This is a genomic window from Stenotrophomonas testudinis (assembly GCF_024499815.1).
Taxonomy (GTDB): domain Bacteria; phylum Pseudomonadota; class Gammaproteobacteria; order Xanthomonadales; family Xanthomonadaceae; genus Stenotrophomonas.
Genome location: NZ_JAMOKY010000009.1, coordinates 41,966 through 61,227, shown reverse-complemented (window position 1 = coordinate 61,227; position 19,262 = coordinate 41,966). Strand labels below are relative to the sequence as shown.

14 protein-coding genes are annotated in these 19,262 nt (G+C 67.3%); 11 read left to right on the top strand and 3 right to left on the bottom strand.

Going from position 1 to position 19,262, the window contains the following annotated elements:
* The first annotated feature begins 4 nt into the window (after positions 1–4).
* The 6 genes from murC to lpxC all read left to right on the top strand — a co-directional run bounded on the left by murC (position 5) and on the right by lpxC (position 6,871).
* Positions 5–1,441: a UDP-N-acetylmuramate--L-alanine ligase gene (murC, locus tag NQ204_RS07835; protein ID WP_116862581.1), complete on the top strand. Its 1,437-nt coding sequence runs from the start codon at positions 5–7 to the stop codon at positions 1,439–1,441.
* Entirely contained in the window at positions 1,438–2,400 is a 963-nt protein-coding gene (locus NQ204_RS07830) for a D-alanine--D-alanine ligase (protein ID WP_116862580.1), read from the top strand. Before murC ends, NQ204_RS07830 begins: the two co-directional genes overlap by 4 nt.
* Positions 2,397–3,146, top strand: coding sequence for a cell division protein FtsQ/DivIB (locus tag NQ204_RS07825; protein WP_108767754.1), 750 nt, complete (start codon positions 2,397–2,399; stop codon positions 3,144–3,146). Before NQ204_RS07830 ends, NQ204_RS07825 begins: the two co-directional genes overlap by 4 nt.
* The gene (ftsA, locus tag NQ204_RS07820; RefSeq protein WP_079220634.1) at positions 3,143–4,378 is read left to right on the top strand and encodes a cell division protein FtsA; all 1,236 of its coding nucleotides are present in this window, start codon (positions 3,143–3,145) and stop codon (positions 4,376–4,378) included. Before NQ204_RS07825 ends, ftsA begins: the two co-directional genes overlap by 4 nt.
* Positions 4,379–4,539: 161 nt before the next feature.
* Positions 4,540–5,775 (top strand): cell division protein FtsZ, encoded by a 1,236-nt coding sequence (ftsZ, locus tag NQ204_RS07815; RefSeq protein WP_079220635.1) that lies wholly within the window; start codon positions 4,540–4,542, stop codon positions 5,773–5,775.
* 184 nt (positions 5,776–5,959) lie between these two features.
* The gene (lpxC, locus tag NQ204_RS07810) at positions 5,960–6,871 is read left to right on the top strand and encodes a UDP-3-O-acyl-N-acetylglucosamine deacetylase (RefSeq protein ID WP_256643525.1); all 912 of its coding nucleotides are present in this window, start codon (positions 5,960–5,962) and stop codon (positions 6,869–6,871) included.
* Positions 6,872–7,153: 282 nt separating this feature from the next.
* Here the strand turns inward: lpxC and NQ204_RS07805 are convergent, their stop codons facing one another.
* The gene (locus tag NQ204_RS07805; RefSeq protein WP_256643524.1) at positions 7,154–7,603 is read right to left on the bottom strand and encodes a DciA family protein; all 450 of its coding nucleotides are present in this window, start codon (positions 7,601–7,603) and stop codon (positions 7,154–7,156) included.
* Positions 7,604–7,615: 12 nt separating this feature from the next.
* Between NQ204_RS07805 and NQ204_RS07800 the strand changes: the two genes are divergently transcribed.
* The 4 genes from NQ204_RS07800 to NQ204_RS07785 all read left to right on the top strand — a co-directional run bounded on the left by NQ204_RS07800 (position 7,616) and on the right by NQ204_RS07785 (position 16,570).
* Positions 7,616–8,569, top strand: a complete 954-nt coding sequence (locus NQ204_RS07800; RefSeq protein WP_108767756.1) for a M23 family metallopeptidase — start codon at positions 7,616–7,618, stop codon at positions 8,567–8,569.
* Between the two features lie 251 nt (positions 8,570–8,820).
* A complete protein-coding gene (gene secA, locus NQ204_RS07795) occupies positions 8,821–11,553 on the top strand; it encodes a preprotein translocase subunit SecA (protein WP_256643522.1) in 2,733 nt (910 codons plus the stop codon).
* Between the two features lie 300 nt (positions 11,554–11,853).
* Positions 11,854–15,513, top strand: coding sequence for an autotransporter domain-containing protein (locus NQ204_RS07790; RefSeq protein ID WP_256643521.1), 3,660 nt, complete (start codon positions 11,854–11,856; stop codon positions 15,511–15,513).
* 100 nt (positions 15,514–15,613) lie between these two features.
* Positions 15,614–16,570: a Nudix family hydrolase gene (locus tag NQ204_RS07785; protein WP_256643520.1), complete on the top strand. Its 957-nt coding sequence runs from the start codon at positions 15,614–15,616 to the stop codon at positions 16,568–16,570.
* 95 nt (positions 16,571–16,665) lie between these two features.
* Here NQ204_RS07785 and NQ204_RS07780 read toward each other — a convergent pair whose 3' ends face one another.
* A complete protein-coding gene (locus tag NQ204_RS07780) occupies positions 16,666–17,247 on the bottom strand; it encodes a DUF4124 domain-containing protein (protein ID WP_256643519.1) in 582 nt (193 codons plus the stop codon).
* Positions 17,248–17,287: 40 nt separating this feature from the next.
* On the bottom strand, positions 17,288–18,115 hold the full coding sequence (gene metF / locus NQ204_RS07775; protein WP_116862575.1) for a methylenetetrahydrofolate reductase [NAD(P)H]: 828 nt from the start codon (positions 18,113–18,115) through the stop codon (positions 17,288–17,290).
* Positions 18,116–18,319: 204 nt separating this feature from the next.
* On the opposite strand from metF, the gene NQ204_RS07770 reads away from it, so the two are divergent.
* Complete coding sequence (locus tag NQ204_RS07770) at positions 18,320–19,249, top strand: alpha/beta fold hydrolase (protein ID WP_256643518.1); 930 nt, start codon at positions 18,320–18,322, stop codon at positions 19,247–19,249.
* Positions 19,250–19,262: the final 13 nt, after the last annotated feature.

Below are 19,262 nucleotides of genomic sequence, written 5' to 3'. Positions count from 1 at the left end.
GCGCATGATCCGCCGCCTGCACGACACCAACGACCTGGTGCGCGCGTTCCCGCGCGTGCATTTCGTCGGCATCGGCGGTACCGGCATGAGCGGAATCGCCGAAGTGATGCTGACGCTGGGCTATGAAGTCTCCGGTTCGGACAACGCCGACAACGCGGCCACCCGCCGCCTGGCTGGCCTGGGTGCACGCATCATGCGTGGCCACTCGGCCGCCAACGTGCTGGGCACCGACTGCGTGGTGGTCTCCAGCGCCATCCGCGAAGACAACCCGGAACTGATGGAAGCACGCAGCCAGCGCATTCCGATCATGCCGCGCGCGGCGATGCTGGCCGAGCTGATGCGCTTCCGCCGCGGCATCGCCGTGGCCGGTACGCACGGCAAGACCACCACCACCAGCCTGACCGCGGCGGTGCTGAGCGAAGGTGGCCTGGACCCGACGTTCGTGATCGGTGGCCAGCTGCTGGCCGCCGGTGCCAATGCCAAGCTGGGCGGTGGCCAGTGGCTGGTGGCCGAGGCCGATGAAAGCGATGGCAGCTTCCTGCGCCTGAACCCGCTGATGTCGATCATCACGAACATCGATGCCGACCACCTGGAAAACTACGGCAACGACTTTGCCCGCGTGCAGGCGGCCTTCGCCGAGTTCCTGCAGCGCCTGCCGTTCTACGGCCTGGCCGTGCTGTGCATCGACGACCCGGAAGTGGCCGCGCTGGCCGCCAGGACCCCGCGCCATGTGATGAGCTACGGTATGAGCCCGCAGGCCGACGTGCGCGCCGAGAACGTGGTGCAGGAAGGTTCGCGCATGCGCTTCACCCTGCGCCTGCCGCAGGGCACCAGCCAGGAGGTGGTGCTGGCCCTGCCGGGCAAGCACAACGTGCTGAACGCGCTGGCTGCTGCGGCGGTGGGCTGGCAGCTGGGCGTGGCCCCGGATGCGATCGCCCGCGCGCTGGAAAGCTTCGCCGGCGTCGGCCGCCGCTTCAACGACCTGGGCGAAGTGACCACGGCCAGTGGCGCCAAAGTCCGCATCATCGACGACTACGGCCATCACCCGAGCGAGCTGGAGGCGGTGTTTGCCGCCGCCCGCGGTGGCTGGACCGACAAGCGCCTGGTGGTGGCCTTCCAGCCGCACCGCTACAGCCGTACCCGCGACCAGTTCGACAAGTTCGCCGCCGTGCTGTCCAGCGTCGATGCGCTGGTGCTGAGCGAGGTCTACCCGGCCGGCGAGGAGCCGATTGCCGGTGCCGATTCGCACGCACTGGCCCGCGCCATCCGTGCGCGCGGCCGCAGCGAGCCGGTGGTGGTGGGCAAGGCCGCCGAGCTGGCCAGCGTGCTGCCGGACGTGCTGCAGGACGGTGACCTGCTGCTGATGATGGGCGCGGGCGACATCGGTGCCGTCGCCAGCCAGATCGCCGTGGAAGGTTTCAAGGCGGAGGGCCAGGCGTGAGCACCCTGACCTTCCCGCCGCTGCGCGCCACCGACCCGGCCGTGTTCGGTCGCGTCGCCGTGCTCCTCGGCGGCAGCTCCAGCGAACGCGAGGTGTCGCTGGATTCGGGCCGCAACGTGCTCGAAGCCCTGCAGTCGCGCGGCGTCGATGCGTTCGCCGTGGATGGCATTCCGGCGCTGGCCAAGGCGCTGGCCGCCGGCGGCGTCGACCGCGTGTTCAACATCCTGCACGGCCACAACGGTGGCGGTGAGGACGGCATCGTGCAGGGCCTGATGGACGCTTTCGGCGTGCCGTACACCGGTTCGGACGTGCTGGGCTCGGCGCTGAGCATGGACAAGATCCGCACCAAGCAGGTGTGGCTGTCGCTGGGCCTGCCGACCCCGCAATACCGCAAGGTGACCGCGGAGAACGTGCACGCCAACGCGGCCGAGCTCGGCCTGCCGGTGGTGGTCAAGCCGGCCAACGAAGGGTCCAGCGTGGGCATCAGCCGGGTGACCGACGACGCCGGCCTGGACGAAGCAGTGGCCCTGGCCGCGCGCTACGACGGCCAGCTGCTGATGGAACAGATGGTGGTAGGCGACGAACTGACCGTGGCCATTCTTGGTGACGTCGCGCTGCCGTCGATCCGCATCGTGCCCAAGGGCCAGTGGTACGACTACAACGCCAAGTACATCGCCGAGGACACCCAGTACCTGTGCCCGGGCCTGGAAGGCGCTGACGAAGAAGAAATCCGCCGCATCGCCCTGGCTGCGTTCCGCGCCGCCGGCTGCCGTGGCTGGGGCCGCGTGGACGTGATGCGTGACCGCGCCAGCGGCCGCTTCTTCCTGCTGGAAGTGAACACCGCGCCGGGCATGACCAGCCACTCGCTGGTGCCCAAGGCGGCAGCGCAGGCCGGCATCGGTTTCGAGGAACTGGTGTGGCGCGTGCTGGAACAGACCCTGGAGGCATCGCACGCATGAACGCGGTGCTGCGCATCTTCGTCTGGCTGTTGGCCCTGTCGGTGGTTGCACTGCCGGTGGTGGCCGTGGTCAATGGCTGGGTCGGCGCCGAGCGCTGGCCGCTGGCGAAGCTGCGCGTGCACGGTGAGTTCAAGCGGGTGCCGCCGGAACAGCTGCAGCAGGTGCTGCTGCCGTACGCACATGCCGGCTTCTTCGCGGTCAAGCTGCAGGACGCGCAGGACGCCCTGGAAAAGCTGCCGTGGGTGGAAAGCGCGCAGGTGCGCAAGCAGTGGCCGGACGTGCTGGAAGTGACCCTGGTCGAGCACAAGCCATTCGCGCGCTGGGGCGAAGGCCGCCTGCTTTCCGAGCAGGGCAAGCTGTTCCCCACGCCGAAGAAGCTGGCCGACCTGCAGCTGCCCGAGCTGGATGGCCCGGACAGCCAGACCGAAGAAGTGGTGAAGCTGTACAACGATGCGCGCGCGCTGTTCGCACCGGCCGGTGTGGACGTGCGCCGCCTGACCATGGATGCGCGCGGCAGCTGGTCGCTGCTGCTGAGCAATGGCACTGAAGTGGTGGTCGGCCGTGACGATGCCCGCTCGCGCCTGCAGCGCTTCGTGCGCGTGCTGCCGCAGCTGGCCAACCAGGCTGCGCCGATCGAGCGCGCCGACCTCCGATACACCAATGGTTTCACCCTGAGCTGGGGAACGCCGGCCACGCCGGCCGGCGCACCCGCGACCCCGGCCAGACGAACGCAGGAAAGGACATGAATCGCAAGGGTGACAAATCGCTGATCGTCGGCCTGGATATCGGCACCTCCAAAGTGGTGGCGCTGGTGGGCGAGTATTCGCCGGGCAACCCGATCGAAGTGATCGGCATCGGCTCGCACGAGTCGCGCGGCCTCAAGCGCGGCGTGGTGGTGGACATCGAATCGACCGTGCAGTCGATCCAGCGTGCGGTGGAAGAAGCCGAGCTGATGGCCGGCTGCGAGATCCGCTCGGTGTACGCCTCCATTTCCGGCAACCACGTGCAGTGCAAGAACTCGCCCGGCATCGTGCCGATCCGCGACGGCGAAGTGACCTGGGGTGACCTGGATCGCGTGCTCGATGCGGCCAAGGCGGTGGCGATCCCGGCTGACCAGAAGATCCTGCATGCGATCCCGCGCGAGTACGTGCTGGATGATTCGCAGGAAGGCATCCGCAACCCGGTCGGCATGACCGGCGTGCGCCTGGAAGTGCATGCCCACCTGGTGGTCTGCGCGCAGTCCGCGGCGGCCAACATCAGCAAGTGCGTGCAGCGCTGCGGCCTGCAGGTGGACGACCTGGTGCTGTCCTCGCTGGCCTCCAGCGTGGCGGTGCTTACTGCCGACGAAAAGGAACTGGGCGTGGTGCTGGTCGACATGGGCGCCGGCACCACCGACATCGCTGTGTTCGTGCAGGGCGCGATCTGCCACACCGCCTCGCTGCCGATCGCCGGCGACCACGTGACCAACGACATCGCGCACATGCTGCGCACGCCGACCCCGGAAGCCGAGCAGATCAAGGTGCGCTACGCCTGCGCCCTGGCCCAGCTGGCCACCGCCGAGGAAAGCATCCAGGTGCCGTCGGTGGGTGACCGTCCGCCGCGCCGCATGCCGCGCCATTCGCTGGCGCAGGCAGTGCAGGGCCGCTACGAAGAGATCTTCGAGATGGTGCAGGCCGAACTGCGCCGCTCCGGCTTCGAGGAACTGGTGCGCGCCGGCCTGGTGCTGACCGGTGGTGCCTCGAAGATGGAAGGCGTGGTCGAACTGGCCGAGGAAATGCTGCAGATGCCGGTGCGCGTGGGCATTCCGCAGCACGTCACCGGCCTCGGCGAAGTGGTGGGCAACCCGGTGCATGCCACCGGCGTGGGCCTGCTGCTGATGGGCAGCCAGAACGAGCATCCGCGCCGGCCGTCGCTGCCGACCGGACGTGCGGGCAGCATGTTCAAGAAACTCAAGACCTGGTTCCGCGGCGAATTCTGACGCGGAACCTGCATCACCCGGGTCCGCCCGGTTGCAATACCGGCAACACGACGCAACAACGCAACACACAACCCACACAGCCGCATCGGCAACATGACGCGAAGAGGCAGGAGGCCCCAACGCCCATGCCACCGACAAGCGGATACAACGAGGACACGGACATGGCGCATTTTGAACTGATCGAAAAGATGGCACCCAATGCGGTGATCAAGGTGGTTGGCGTGGGCGGCGGCGGCGGCAATGCCGTAGCGCACATGGTCAACTCGGCAGTGGATGGTGTGGAATTCATCACCGCCAACACCGACTCGCAGGCCATCAAGAATTGCGGTGCCAAGCTGCAGCTGCAGCTGGGTACCAACGTGACCAAGGGCCTGGGCGCAGGCGCGAATCCGGAAGTCGGCCGCCAGGCTGCTCTGGAAGACCGTGAGCGCATCATGGACGCCCTGCAGGGCGCGGACATGGTGTTCATCACCGCCGGCATGGGCGGCGGCACCGGCACCGGCGCTGCACCGGTGGTGGCACAGCTGGCCAAGGAAATGGGCATCCTGACCGTGGCCGTGGTCACCAAGCCGTTCCCGTTCGAAGGCCGTCGCCGCATGCAGGTCGCGCTGAAGGGCATCGAAGAACTGAGCCAGCACTGCGACTCGCTGATCACCATCCCGAACGAGAAGCTGATCACCGTGCTGGGTCGCAACGCGACCATGATCCAGGCCTTCCGTGCCGCCAACGACGTGCTGCAGGGCGCCGTGCAGGGCATCGCCGACCTGATCGTGCGTCCGGGCCTGATCAACGTCGACTTCGCCGACGTGCGCACCGTCATGTCCGAAATGGGCCTGGCGATGATGGGTACCGGCACCGCCCGTGGCGATGACCGCGCGCAGGCCGCTGCCGAAGCCGCCATCCAGAACCCGCTGCTGGACGACGTGAACCTGGCCGGTGCCAACGGCATCCTGGTCAACATCACTGCCGGTGCCGACTTCACCATGGCCGAGTTCGACGAGATCGGCCGCACCATCGATGGCTTCGCTTCGGAAGACGCCACCGTGGTGGTGGGTACCGTGCTCGACCCGGACATGCAGGACGAAGTGCGCGTGACCGTGGTGGCCACCGGCCTGAACCGCGTGTCGGCCAGCAAGAGCCAGCGCCCGGGCGAACGCGCGCCGATCAAGCTGGTGCGCAACGCGACCACCGGCCAGCCGGAATTCGGCGACTTCGACAACGGTGGCGACGCCGTGTCCAAGGCCGTCGGCGGCATGGGCCTGGGCCTGCGTCGTGCCAGCAGCGACAGCGTGGCCGCGTCGACCCCGTCGGCACCGGCCTCTTCGGCCCCGGCGTCGGCTGAACTGCCGAACGATTACCTGGACATCCCGGCCTTCCTGCGCCGCCAGGCGGACTAAGCGGAGCTGCCCGGGGCTTGTCCCCCCCGGGTTGCGCCACCCTGTCCAGAAAATGCGGGCGCCGGGCCAGGATGGGCCCGGCCGCCTTGCTTCACGCGTGTCCCACCGCCAGCCTCCAAGGGTGTTTCAGCCGGGGTATGGGGACGTGCGTGTTAATCTAGCGTGTCACTTCCGGTCTGCCCCCATGATCCAGCAACGCACCCTCAAGAACACGATCCGCGCCACCGGCGTTGGCCTGCACAGCGGTGACAAGGTGTACATGACCCTGCGCCCGGCACCGGTCAACCATGGCATCGTGTTCCGGCGCGTGGACCTGGACCCGGTGGTGGAAGTGCCGGCCAAAGCCGAACTGGTCACCGAAGTGACCCTGTGCACCGGCCTGACCTGCAACGACGCCAAGATCCAGACCGTCGAACACCTGATGTCGGCACTGGCCGGCCTGGGTGTGGACAACATCATCGTCGAACTGTCCTCGGCCGAGCTGCCGATCATGGACGGTTCGTCCGGCCCGTTCGTGTTCCTGCTGCAGTCGGCGGGCATCGTTGAACAGGACGCGCCCAAGCGCTTCATCCGCGTGCTGAAGACCGTGGAAGTGACCGAGAGTGACAAGGTTGCCCGCTTCACCCCGTACGAGGGCTACAAGCTGGGCTTCACCATCCAGTTCGACCACCCGATGATCCCGGCCAAGCAGTCACGCCAGGAAATCGAGTTCTCGACGATGGCCTACACCAAGGAAATCTCCCGCGCCCGCACCTTCGGCTTCATGCGCGACCTGGAATACATGCGTGAGCGCAACCTGGGCCTGGGCGGTTCGATGGACAACGCCATCGTGCTGGACGAGTTCCGCGTGCTCAACGAAGACGGCCTGCGCTACGCCGACGAATTCGTGCGCCACAAGATCCTCGATGCGATCGGTGACCTCTATCTGGCCGGTGGCCAGGTGCTGGGTGCCTACGAGGGCTTCAAGTCCGGCCACGCACTCAACAACAAGCTGGTGCGTGCGCTGATGGCCGATGCCACCGCCTGGGAATGGGTGACCTACGAGTCGCCGACCGCCGAAGATCCGGTGGTGTACGCCGTGCCGGCCTACGCCTGATCATTTCAGGTTGTTGAAATACAAGAAGAAAACGCCGCCTTCCAAGGCGGCGTTGTCGTTTCCGGGCGCAGCTGGCTGAATGGCGCAGCGCGTAAAGCGACGGTCGGCTGGGGGTCACGGTTTTGTGAACCTGACCGCTTTGAAGCCTGAATATAACGATTATTTAACAGCAATCTAACGACTCGACCACCCGGGGCGGCTAGGATGCGACCCGGCCCCCGAAAATGTTTCACGCTGCGGTGACATGCGCGACGGGGATCGGAGCTGGATGCTCCGTTGTCCTCAGGACCCTTGCTTCGGTTTGAGCGGGGCATCCTGCAGGGCCGCCAAGGCGTCGCGTAGCCCTTTGTGCGTGGCGGCTGAAACTGCGTGGGGGCCATTCCGGTTGTCGTGCGCTGGGGAGCGCGTGGGAGTGGGAGACGCAGTCTTGATGGTCACCTTGGTGGCCCTCAGCCCGATGGACCGGGCCGCGTCGAGCAACTGGGCTTCGGCAAGCCGCAACTTGGCATGCCAGACCGGTGATTCGACGAGAAAAACGAGGTGTTCCCCGTCCACATTGGCCAGCCGGCAACGGTTGCGCAACGCGGGCGGTAACTGGGGGCGCAACTGACGGTCCAGCGCATCGAGCCACAAGGCACGACGCAGAGGGTTTCCGCTTTTGTCCCCCATCACTGCATCCAGTGCCGGTTTCGGCCTGGACGCGGGACGAACGCTGGATTTCGGCTCAGACATGAAAACTCACTGATGGCATTCAAAAAGATCGTAATCAAAACGCGTGAAGGGCAGGCCAAATCGCCGATCGCGCGTCTGCGGTTCTATTTCGAGGACCGCCCCCGCGCCCTGCTGGGCAGCGTGCTCGGGGTAGGCTGCATTATCGGCCTTGCCGGCGGCATTGGCGCCAGCGCGCTCAATGATTCGCGCCTGCAGGCCAAGGTCGACCGCCAGGAAGCTGAACTGGCCAAGGTCCAGCGCGATGCGCAGACCCAGGTCAACGCCCTGGCCGCCCGCTTGGGCGAGCTGCAGGCACAGGCCACCCGCCTGAATGCCCTCGGCGAGCGCCTGACCCAGATGGGCAAGCTCGAAGACGGCGAGTTCGACTTCAACGAGACCCCCGGCCTGGGTGACGGCGATGCCGGCGGCCCGACCTCGGACATCCCGGTCAAGGACGTCAACGCCGACTTACAGGTGCTGGAGCAGCGCTTCGCTGCTTCAGGCCGCCAGTTGTCGGTGATGGAATCGCTGATGTTCGACCACCAGCTGCAGCAGAACGCCGTGCCCTCGCGCATGCCGATCCGCAACAGCTACGTGACCTCCGGCTTCGGCACCCGTGCCGACCCGTTCGGCCGCGGTGCCGCCACCCACAAGGGCATGGATTTCCACGCCAAGGTGGGCGACCCGGTGATGTCCGTCGCCGATGGCGTAGTCAGCTTCTCCGGCGTGAAGGGCGGCTACGGCAACGTGGTCGACGTCGACCATGGCAACGGCTACGTGACCCGCTATGCGCACAATTCGCGCCTGGTGGTGAAGGTCGGTGACCTGGTCCGTGCCGGCCAGGAAGTGGCCAAGGCCGGTTCCACCGGCCGCTCGACCGGTGCCCACGTGCACTTCGAGGTCTGGGAAAACGGCAACGTGGTCAACCCGCGCAAGTTCCTCGGCGACGGCGGTAATACCCCGGTCGGCCGCATCAGCCGCGGTTGAACCCCGGTTGGGGGGCAGAGCCCTTTCCCTGTCGCGAAAGGGATCCGCCCCGATCCTGCGCGTGGTCGGATCCCTTCTGCAGCCCGGAAGGGCTCTGACCCCCTCGCCAAAGGGTTGAAACCCCTGGTGCCCGTCCCAAGCTACAATGGGTGTTGCCATCGACAGGGCGCAATGCGCCCTGTTTCGTTTGCGGCGGACGGATCCCCAGGGGGAAGACCGGGCCGCTGTGTCCATCCAACCCGGTTCCTTCAATGATCAACAGCCTGCTTACCCGCGTATTTGGCAGTCGTAATGAACGACAGCTGCGCCAGCTCAACCGCATCGTCGCCAAGATCAATGCGCTGGAGCCGGAGATCGAGAAGCTTTCCGACGAGCAGCTGCGGGCCAAGACGCCGGAGTTCAAGCAGCGCATCGCCGGTGGTGAGGCCCTGGACAAGGTGTTGCCGGAAGCGTTCGCGGTCTGCCGCGAAGCCGGCCGCCGTGTGCTGGGCATGCGCCACTACGACGTGCAGCTGATCGGCGGCATGGTGCTTCACCTGGGCAAGATCGCAGAAATGCGCACCGGTGAAGGCAAGACCCTGGTCGCGACCCTGCCGGTGTACCTCAACGCGCTGGAAGGCAAGGGCGTGCACGTGGTCACGGTGAACGACTACCTGGCCCGCCGCGACGCCGCCCAGATGGGCAAGCTGTACAACTGGCTGGGCCTGAGCGTGGGCGTGGTCTACCCGGGCATGCCGCACAGCGACAAGCGCGAAGCCTATGCCTCGGACATCACCTACGGCACCAACAACGAGTTCGGTTTCGACTACCTGCGCGACAACATGGCGCTGTCCAAGGCTGACCGCTACCAGCGCGGCCTGCACTACGCCATCGTCGACGAAGTCGACTCCATCCTGATCGACGAAGCGCGTACCCCGCTGATCATCTCCGGCCCGGCCGACGATTCCCCGGAGCTGTACATCCGCGTCAACCGCGTCGTGCCGAACCTGGTCAAGCAGGAAGCGGAAGACGGCGAGGGCGACTTCTGGGTGGACGAGAAGGGCAAGCAGGTGCACCTGTCCGAAGCGGGCATGGAGCACGCCGAGCAGCTGCTGGTGGAAGCCGGCATCCTCGACGGCGAGACCGAAGGCCTGTACGCGCCGCAGAACCTGACCGTGGTCCACCACCTCAACGCCGCCCTGCGCGCGCACGCCATCTACCAGCGTGACGTGGATTACATCGTGCGCGACGGCGAAGTGGTCATCGTCGACGAATTCACCGGCCGTACCCTGTCCGGCCGCCGCTGGTCCGACGGCCTGCACCAGGCCGTGGAAGCGAAGGAAGGCGTGCCGGTCCAGCGCGAGAACCAGACGCTGGCGAGCATCACCTTCCAGAACCTGTTCCGCATGTACAAGAAGCTGTCCGGCATGACCGGTACGGCCGATACCGAAGCGTTCGAATTCCAAAGCATCTACGGCCTGGAAGTGGTGGTCATCCCGACCAACCGCCCGACCATCCGCAAGGACAGCCCGGACCAGGTGTTCCTCAACCGCAAGGGCAAGTTCAATGCGGTGCTGGCCGACATCGAAGAGTGCGCCAAGCGCGGCCAGCCGGTGCTGGTGGGTACGACCTCGATCGAAACCTCGGAAATGCTGTCCGAGCACCTGGCCAAGGCCGGCGTGAAGCACGAAGTGCTCAACGCCAAGCAGCACGACCGCGAAGCGACCATCGTCGCCAACGCCGGTCGTCCGGCCGCGGTGACCATCGCCACCAACATGGCCGGCCGTGGTACCGACATCGTGCTGGGTGGTTCGCTGGAAGCGGAAATCCACGAGCTGGGCGAGGGCGCCACCGACGAGCAGAAGGCCGCGGTCAAGGCCGAATGGCAGAAGCGCCATGACGCGGTGAAGGCCGCCGGCGGCCTGCACATCGTCGGCACCGAGCGCCACGAATCGCGTCGTATCGACAACCAGCTGCGTGGCCGTTCGGGCCGCCAGGGTGACCCGGGTTCGTCCCGCTTCTACCTGTCGCTGGAAGACAACCTGATGCGCATCTTCGCCTCCGACTGGGTGCAGAAGGCCATGCGCATGATGGGCATGAAGGAAGACGACGTCATCGAGGACCGCCTGGTCAGCCGCCAGATCGAAAAGGCGCAGCGCAAGGTCGAGGCCCACAACTTCGACATCCGCAAGAACCTGCTGGACTTCGACGACGTCAACAACGACCAGCGCAAGGTGATCTACGCCCAGCGCGATGAGCTGCTGGACGCCGAATCGGTGAAGGACAACGTCGACGGCATCCGCGACGACGTGATCTTCGACATCGTCGCCCGCTTCGTGCCGCCGAACTCGGTGGACGAGCAGTGGGACCTGCGTGGCCTGGAAGCGACCCTGGAGTCGGACTTCGGCCTGCAGATGTCGCTGGTGGACATGGTCAAGTCGCACGAGGAACTGGACGCCGAAGGCATCGCTGCCAAGGTGCTGGAGCGCGTCAACCAGCACTTCGCCGAGAAGGAAGCCGGCGTGGGCGAGGAAACCATGCGTGCGCTGGAAAAGCACGTGATGCTGACCGTGCTCGACCAGAGCTGGAAGGAACACCTGGCCCGCATGGACTACCTGCGCCAGGGCATCTACCTGCGTGGTTACGCGCAGAAGCAGCCCAAGCAGGAGTACAAGAAGGAAGCCTTCGAGCTGTTCTCGGACATGCTGGAGAACGTCAAGCGCGAAGTGGTGACCCTGCTGGCCCGCGTGCGCATCCGCAGCGACGAGGAAGTGCAGGCGCTGGAAGCAGCCGAACGGCAGCAGGTGGAGGCCCGCCTGAGCCAGTCGCAGTTCCAGCACCAGGACGCCGGCAGCTACAGCGCCGACGAGGAAGCCGCGCAGGTGGAAGCCTCGCAGCAGGGCGTGAACCCGCTGCAGCGTGACGAGCCGAAGATCGGCCGCAACGATCCGTGCCCCTGCGGCAGTGGCAAGAAGTACAAGCACTGCCACGGCCAGCTGAGCTGACTCCAGGAAGCCCCGCGAAAGCGGGGCTTCTTCGTTATGGGCTTCACGGCCGCAATGACGCTGTTTATGTGAGCTGTTAGACAGAAGCGCGGAATTCCGAAGCTTCTGACAGACACATCGGAAATTCCCTACTCGGAAGTCAGACGACTTTTATAGGCGCTCCCCCTTCGCCTCCGTATGGTGTGCGTGCGTTTCTACTGCCGGGTTTTTCGCAGGGGCCATTCCCCGGTTGCCGGCAGGCGCACGTCGCGGATCACATGAAGTGGTCCTGCGAGCCACACGACATACACATGGAGCGTCATGAACAGGATCTATCGCCAGGTGTTCAACCACACCACCGGCCAGATGCAGGTCGCCTCGGAACTCACTTCCTCCCACACTCCCGGCCGCACCCGCGTCGGCCACGGCCAGCGTCCGACCGCACTGCGCACCGCGCTGCTGTTCGCACTGGGCCTGGCAGCACTGCCGATGCAGTCCGTGTTCGCCGCGCCCTTCGATTTCACCAACGATGAAACCATCACCGATTCGCGCGTCTACGCCGATGGCTTCCGCGTCGGTCCCAACGGCACCGCCGTGGTCAACGTGCTGGGCGGTGGCAGCCTGACCTCCACCGAAGGCGCTTCGCTGGGCACGCTCGCCGGCAGCTTCGGCACGCTCAACGTGGCAGGTGCCGGCAGCAGCATCACGCTGACCAGCATCTTCGACGACCTGCGCGTCGGTGACGCCGGCAAGGGCCTGTTGACGGTCAAGGACGGCGCCAGCGTCGACGTCACCCGCAACGTGGTGCTGGGCTTTGCCGCAGGCAGTGAGGGCGCGGCAGAGATCAGCGGCGCCGGTTCAACGTTGACCGCGCGCCAGATCGATGTCGGCAACGCCGGCACTGGCAGCCTGCTGATCACGGGCGGCGCCGCCGTGGCAGCCACTGCCGTCAACAGCCCCAGTCTGTCGCAGGGCATGCGTATCGGCGTGCTGGCGGGCAGCAAGGGCGTGGTCACGGTAGAAGGTGGTGGTTCGCTGGTCATCGCCAACAACAACCTGCTGGTCGGCCAGCGCGGCCAGGGCGAGCTGAACATCGGCAGCGGCGGCTCGCTCACCGTCGGCGGCGCGCTGGTTGCTGGCATCGTCGAGAACAGCTCGGGCATCGTGAACGTTACCGATGGCGGCACCGTGGTGGCCGACAGCGTGTTCCTGGGCCAGGACGCCAACTCGGTCGGCACGATGGTGGTCTCCGGCGCGAGCAGCGTGACGACCGATACCTTCGAACTGGGCCGCCGTGGCGAAGCGCTGCTGCGCGTGGAGAACGGTGGCGTCGTGAGGGCGACCACGTCGCTCATCGCCGAATCGCCGGACGGTCCGTCGGGCGACTACGGGCAGACCGGTCGCATCGAAGTGCGCGGCGTGGGTTCGGCCATCGAAGCGGCGCGCGTGGATGCGACGGCGAGCCTGCTGATCGAAGACGGTGGCGCGATCCGTTCGGACGTTGCCAACATCAAGAACTCGTTCGGCGCCGGTACCGGCGACAGCCGCGCCAAGGCTACCCTGACCGGCACCGGCAGCGAGTGGGTCAACACCGGCGCGATGAAGGTCACCACCGACCTGCAGGTGCTGGACGGTGCCAGCATCACCACCGACACGCTGAGCGTGTCCGGTGGCTCGGACTTCCCGCTGGGTACGGCGGCGCTCTATCCCGAGCAGGTGCTGGTCAGCGGTGAAGGCTCGTCGATCACCGCCGCCAATGGCATCACCGTGGGCAAGACCGTCTTCGACCCGCTCGGCGTGCTGACGGTGAACAACGGCGCGAAGCTCAGCGCCGGCACCGGCTACACCCTGGACAACAGCGGCTACCTGGTCATCGGTGGCGGCATGGAGGACTGGACCGCCGCCGATGGCCCCACCTGGGGTGCGGCCACCGCCGCTGGTGAGCTGGACGGTGCACCGATCACCATGAACAGCGGCATCGGCGGGCTGCTGTTCAACCACACCGATGACATCGCGCTGGACAACTCCATCGCCAGCGGTCACGACTCGATGACCTCCGGTGGTCTGCATCAGCTGGCCGGCACCACCACGCTCAACGGCGACCTGACCGCGTTCGGCGGCGGCATCAACGTCAGCGGTGGCACCCTGGTGATCAACTCCGACACCTACACCGGCCAGGGCTACACCGGCACGAGCCAGGCGGTGGCACAGGAGATCCGCATCGATGGCGGCACCCTGGTGCTCAATGGCAGCGCCGGCTTCCAGCAGACGATCAACTACGGCACGGGCCTGGGCAGCGATGTGATCCGCAGCTCGAACGTGCACGTCATCAACGGCGGCATGCTGGCCGGCAACGCCACCGTGGGTGAAACCTTCGTGCGCAATGGTGCGGTGCTGTCGCCGGGCCAGGGCGGCCTGGGCACCCTGGTGATCGACGGCAACCTGTACTTCAACAACCAGGCCCTCACCCCCGAACAGGTGGCCGACAAGGCCTTCTACGACGTCGATGTGCTGGGCAATGGCCAGTCCGACCTGCTGACGGTGACCGGCAAGGCCTATCTGGGCCGGGTCGCCGCGGGCGGCCAGTCCGGTGCCGCCGGCGTGCGCGTGACCGCGCTCGACCCGTCCACCAGCTACCAGAATGGCCAGGTCTACACCATCCTCAGCGCGGCCGAGGGCATCGACGGCCAGTTCGACGATGTCATCTCGCGCTCGGCCTTCATCGACCCGACCCTGGTGCAGACCGGCAACGACGTGCGCCTGGCCATCGCGATCAAGAGTGACCCGGGCACGCCGGGTGAACCTGGCGAACCGGGTACTCCGGGCGAACCGGGCAACCCCGGCAATCCGGGCACGCCGGGTACCCCGGGTGAGCCGGGCGGGGTGAACCCGCCGGTGGTGTTTGGCGCAGTGGCGGCCAACAGCAACCAGCGTGCGCTGGCGGCCGGGCTGGACACGCTGCAGCAGTCCGGTGAGGCGCTGGCGCTGTACAACCAGCTGCTGATGCTCGATGCCGACCAGGCACGCGAGGCGTTCGACCACCTGTCCGGTGAGATCCACGCCAGCAACCGTGCGCTGCTGCTGGACGACCGTTTCCTGCATGAAGGCGTCGGCCAGCGCCTGCGTGGCAACCCGTCCATCAAGGCCCACGGCGGCGGCTTCTGGCTGTCCGGTGGCGGTGCCAGCAACCGCCAGGACGGCCGCAACGACGGCGTGGCCGACAGCCGCCAGCACCGCGAAGGCCTGATGGCCGGCCTGGACTGGACCTTCGGTGAAGCCTGGACGGTGGGCCTGGTGGCCGGCACCGAGAAGGTGCGCCAGAAGACCGATGCACGCAGCGCCCGCTCCGATGTCGATGCCGTGCACGGCGGCCTGTACGCAGGCTTCCGCGCCGGCGAGGCCTGGTTCAATGCCGGTGCCAGCTACGCCAGCTATGACGTCGATACCGACCGCACCGCCATCGTCGGCGATGCCCGCCAGCAGCTGCGCGCCAGCCATGACGCGCACGCCGTATCCGGCTTCGCCGAGGGTGGCTGGGACATCCAGCTGCAGCGCATGACCCTGACCCCGCACGTGGGCGTGGGCTACACCCGCCTGACCATGGACGCGGCCGAGGAAGCCGGCGGCAGCACCGCGCTGGCCATCGAGGCGAGCAAGGATTCGGTGTGGACCGCCACGGCCGGCCTGCGCGCCACGTGGGACATCAGTGCCAACCAGGACGACGGTGCCCAGCTGGTGGCGGGCCTGGCCTGGCAGCACGCTGGCGGCGACGTGCATACCCGCAGCAACCAGCACTTCGTGGTGGGCAGCAGCACCTTCAGCATCGACGGTGTGCCGCTGGCCCGCAACGTCGGCATCGCCGAGCTGGGCGTGGCGGTGAACACCTCCGACAACAGCCGCCTGTCGCTGGGCGCGCTGGGCCGTGCCGGCGGTGGCCAGCACGAGATCGGTGCGCAGATGACCTGGAACGTGCAGTTCTGATCCAGCGTGCATGACGGAGTTGGCAGGGGGTCCCGCAAGGGGCCCCTTGTTCATCCGCACCGAGGTTGCAGCCTGCATGCCGCGTGGGCATGCTCTGGCCATGCCTTCCCCGAAACGATCGATCCATGTCGTGGCCGGCGTCATCACCGACGCCCGTGGCCGCATCCTGCTCAACCGCCGTACCGAGAACCGCGACCTGGCCGGCCTATGGGAATTCCCGGGCGGCAAGCGCGAGGCCGGCGAGAGTGCCGAACAGGCGCTGGTGCGTGAACTGCGCGAAGAGCTCGGCATCGAGGCCGAGATCGGCGAGTGGATCATGGACGTGCCGCAGCATTACCCGGACAAGCACCTGACCCTGGACGTGCGGCACATCCGCAGCTGGAAGGGCACCCCGCGCGGGCGCGAGGGCCAGGCCATCACCTGGGTGGCACCGGACAAGCTGGGCCGTTATTCGATGCCGCCGGCCGATCTGCCGGTGGTGGCCGCGCTGCGCCAACCGGACCGTTACCTGATCACCCCGGCACCGGAGGACGGCGAGCACGGGCCGCAGCGCTGGCAGGACCAGCTGCAGCAGGCGGTGGCCGCGGGCCAGCAGCGCATCCAGCTGCGCCTGCCGGCCGCGCACCCGCAGCGGCAGGTGCTGATCGAACAGGCCCTGCGGACACACCGCCAGGGCGTGCAGTGGCTGCTCAACCGCGATATCGAACTGGCCCGCACGCTGGGCGTCGGCGTGCACCTGGGCAGCGAACAGCTGGCAACCCTGCAGGAACGCCCGCTGCCGGCCGGGCAACTGGTGGCTGCCTCCTGCCACGACCTCGCGCAGCTGCAGGCGGCGCAGCGGCTGGGCTGCGATTTCGCCGTGCTTGGCCCGGTGCAGGCCACCGCCAGCCACCCCGATGCCACGCCGCTGGGCTGGGAGGCGTTTGCCGCGCTGCGGGCGCAGGTGTCATTGCCGATCTACGCGTTGGGCGGGCTGGATGCCGGCCACGTCAGCCAGGCCCGCCGCCACGGCGGCCAGGGCATCGCCGCGATCCGCGGCCTGTGGCCAGGCGGGTAGCGCGGCGCTTCTGGCCTTCCGCCGGGCATGGCCCGGCGCTACCACAGGGTCGGCCGCCCGCTGTCAGTAGATCCACGCCATGCGTGGATGCGGTCCTACAACGTGATCCAGAAACACCCGTACTGCCGCCGCAGCCCCAGCACCGTCGCCGCGCGCGCCGCACTGCCCGGCAGTGTCTGCTCCAGGCGCAGGCCCACGGGGTGGCGGGCCACCGGTGTCCCAGGGTCGGATCCCTGCGCAGCAGGGCTCTGACTCCCATCCGGTTGCACCTCATCATCCTGCTGCGGATACACCGGCACCACGTCCACCAGCGGCCGCCGCACCACCGATTCCAGCTGGCCGAGGATGCGCTGCGCGCCGGCATCGGAGACCGCGCTCCACAGGTACAGCGTGGACAGCCGATTGACGTCCTGGGTGTTCACCGCATCGTGCAGGGCCTGCACCAGTTCGCTCAGGCGACGCGGGCAGCTGGCGCCCAGGCTGTCGCGCTGCAGGGTGCTCCCGGCCGGTGGCGGCGGCGGACGCCGCGACTGCGCGCCCACGCTGTCACAGGGACGGTCGGTGTAGACGCTCTGGCCCTGCGCATCGGTGCAGCGGTTCAAGCGCGTGGATTGGGCATGGGCGTCAATGCTGGCAGCGGACAGCAGCACCAGCAGCAGGGACAGGACAGCTTTCATCGCCACAGGGTAGCGTTGAAAGCGACAACACAGTGCGCTTTCAGCCGTTCAACAGCTTCAGCACCGACACCGTCGGCTTGGCCAGGTTCAGCGTGTAGAAGTGCAGGCCGGGTGCGCCGCCTTCGACCAGCCGCTCGCACAGCTTGGCCACGACTTCGGCACCGAAGGCGCGCACCGACTCACTGTCATCGCCATAGGCCAGCATCTTGCGGCTGATCCAGCGCGGGATCTCGGCGCCGCACTGTTCGGAAAAACGCCGCAGCTGGCTGAAGTTGGCGATCGGCATGATGCCGGGGGTGATCGGCACCTGCACGCCCAGCCGCTGTACCTCATCGACGAAGTGGAAATACGCGTCGGCGTTGTAGAAGTACTGGGTGATGGCCGCATCGGCACCGGCATCGACCTTGGCCTTGAAGTGCTTCAGGTCGGTCAGCGCGTCCGGTGCCTGCGGATGGGTTTCCGGGTAGGCGCCCACTTCGATGCGGAAGGCATCGCCGTGCTCGGCGCGGATGAAGGCGATCAGTTCGGACGCATAGCGCATGTCGCCGGGGAAGCCCATGCCGGAGGGCAGATCACCACGCAGCGCGACCAGGCGCCGGCAGCCGATGGCGCGGTACAGCTTGAGCAGCTCGCGGATCTCCTGTCGGGTGCCACCGACGCAGGACAGGTGCGGCGCGGCGTCCATGCCGTGGTGCTGGTTGAGGTGGCGCACCGTCTCGGAGGTGTAGCTGAGGGTCGAGCCACCGGCACCGAAGGTACAGGACACGTACTCGGGGGCGTACGCCTTCAACCGGGCGGCGGCACGGTCCAGCTGGCCACGCTGCTCATCGGTCTTGGGCGGGTAGAACTCGAAGCTGATGGCGGTCATGGCACGGGCGGTGGCGGCGGGTGCGGTTGAGTATATCTCTCCATCAAGATGGATGTGAAGCTGAGCGACGTGAAGAACTGGTTCGCCCCGGGCGACCGTTCACCCGGGCGCGCGACCGTTGCTCCGCCACTGCAACACGCTGGCAGCCACGGCGGCCAGGCTGGCCGCATCCCCCCACGCACCCGTCCCTGCAAGGAGTACGCGATGAAGATGATGCTGGCGATGTACTACGCGATGAAGGCCCTGGCCCGGCTGGCGATGCTGGGCATGGCGCTGGCCGTCCTCGGCTCGGGCACCGCCCATGCCGCCGGGGCCACCCAGGCCGGCACCGGCAAGGTGCAGGTCGAAGTGGTCGGCCACGGCCGCCCGCTGCTGATGATCCCCGGCCTGAACAGCAGCGCCGAGGTCTGGCGCGAGACCTGTCGGGCACTGAAGGAGGTGCAGTGCCACCTGGTGCAGCTGCCGGGCTTTGCCGGTGCACGCGCCGCCGACCCGCGCCCGGCGGATTTTCTGTCGGCGATGCGCGACCAGCTGCTGGCCTATGTGCATGACCAGAAGCTGGACCATCCGGCGGTGATCGGCCACAGCCTGGGCGGCGTGCTGACGCTGCAGATGGCGGTGAAGGAACCGGACGCACTGGGGCCGCTGGTCATCGTCGATTCGCTGCCGTTCTATGCCGGCATGCAGAACCCGCAGGCGACCGCACAGAGCGTGCAGCCGATGGCCGAGCAGATGCGCACGGCGATGCTGGCGGCGGACCCGGCCAGCTACCAGGCGCAGGCCGAAGCGGCGCTGGCCCCGCTGACCAGCACCGCGCGCCTGCCCGAGCTGAAGCGCTGGGGCCATGACAGCGATCGCGCCACCACCGCCGATGCGATGTACTCGCTGCTGGTGACCGACCTGCGCAGCGAGGTGGCCGGCATCCGTTCGCCCACGCTGGTCCTCGGCGCCTGGGCGTCCTACCAGGCAATGGGTGCGACCGAAGCATCGGCGCGTGCGATCTTCCAGTCGCAGTACGCCGCCCTGCCCGGCGTGCGCATCGCACTGAGCGCGACCGGCCACCACTTCCTGATGTGGGATGATCCGCAGTGGCTGCGTGGGCAGGTGCAGGCATTCCTGGACAGCCACCGCTGATCCTTTCGTCCGC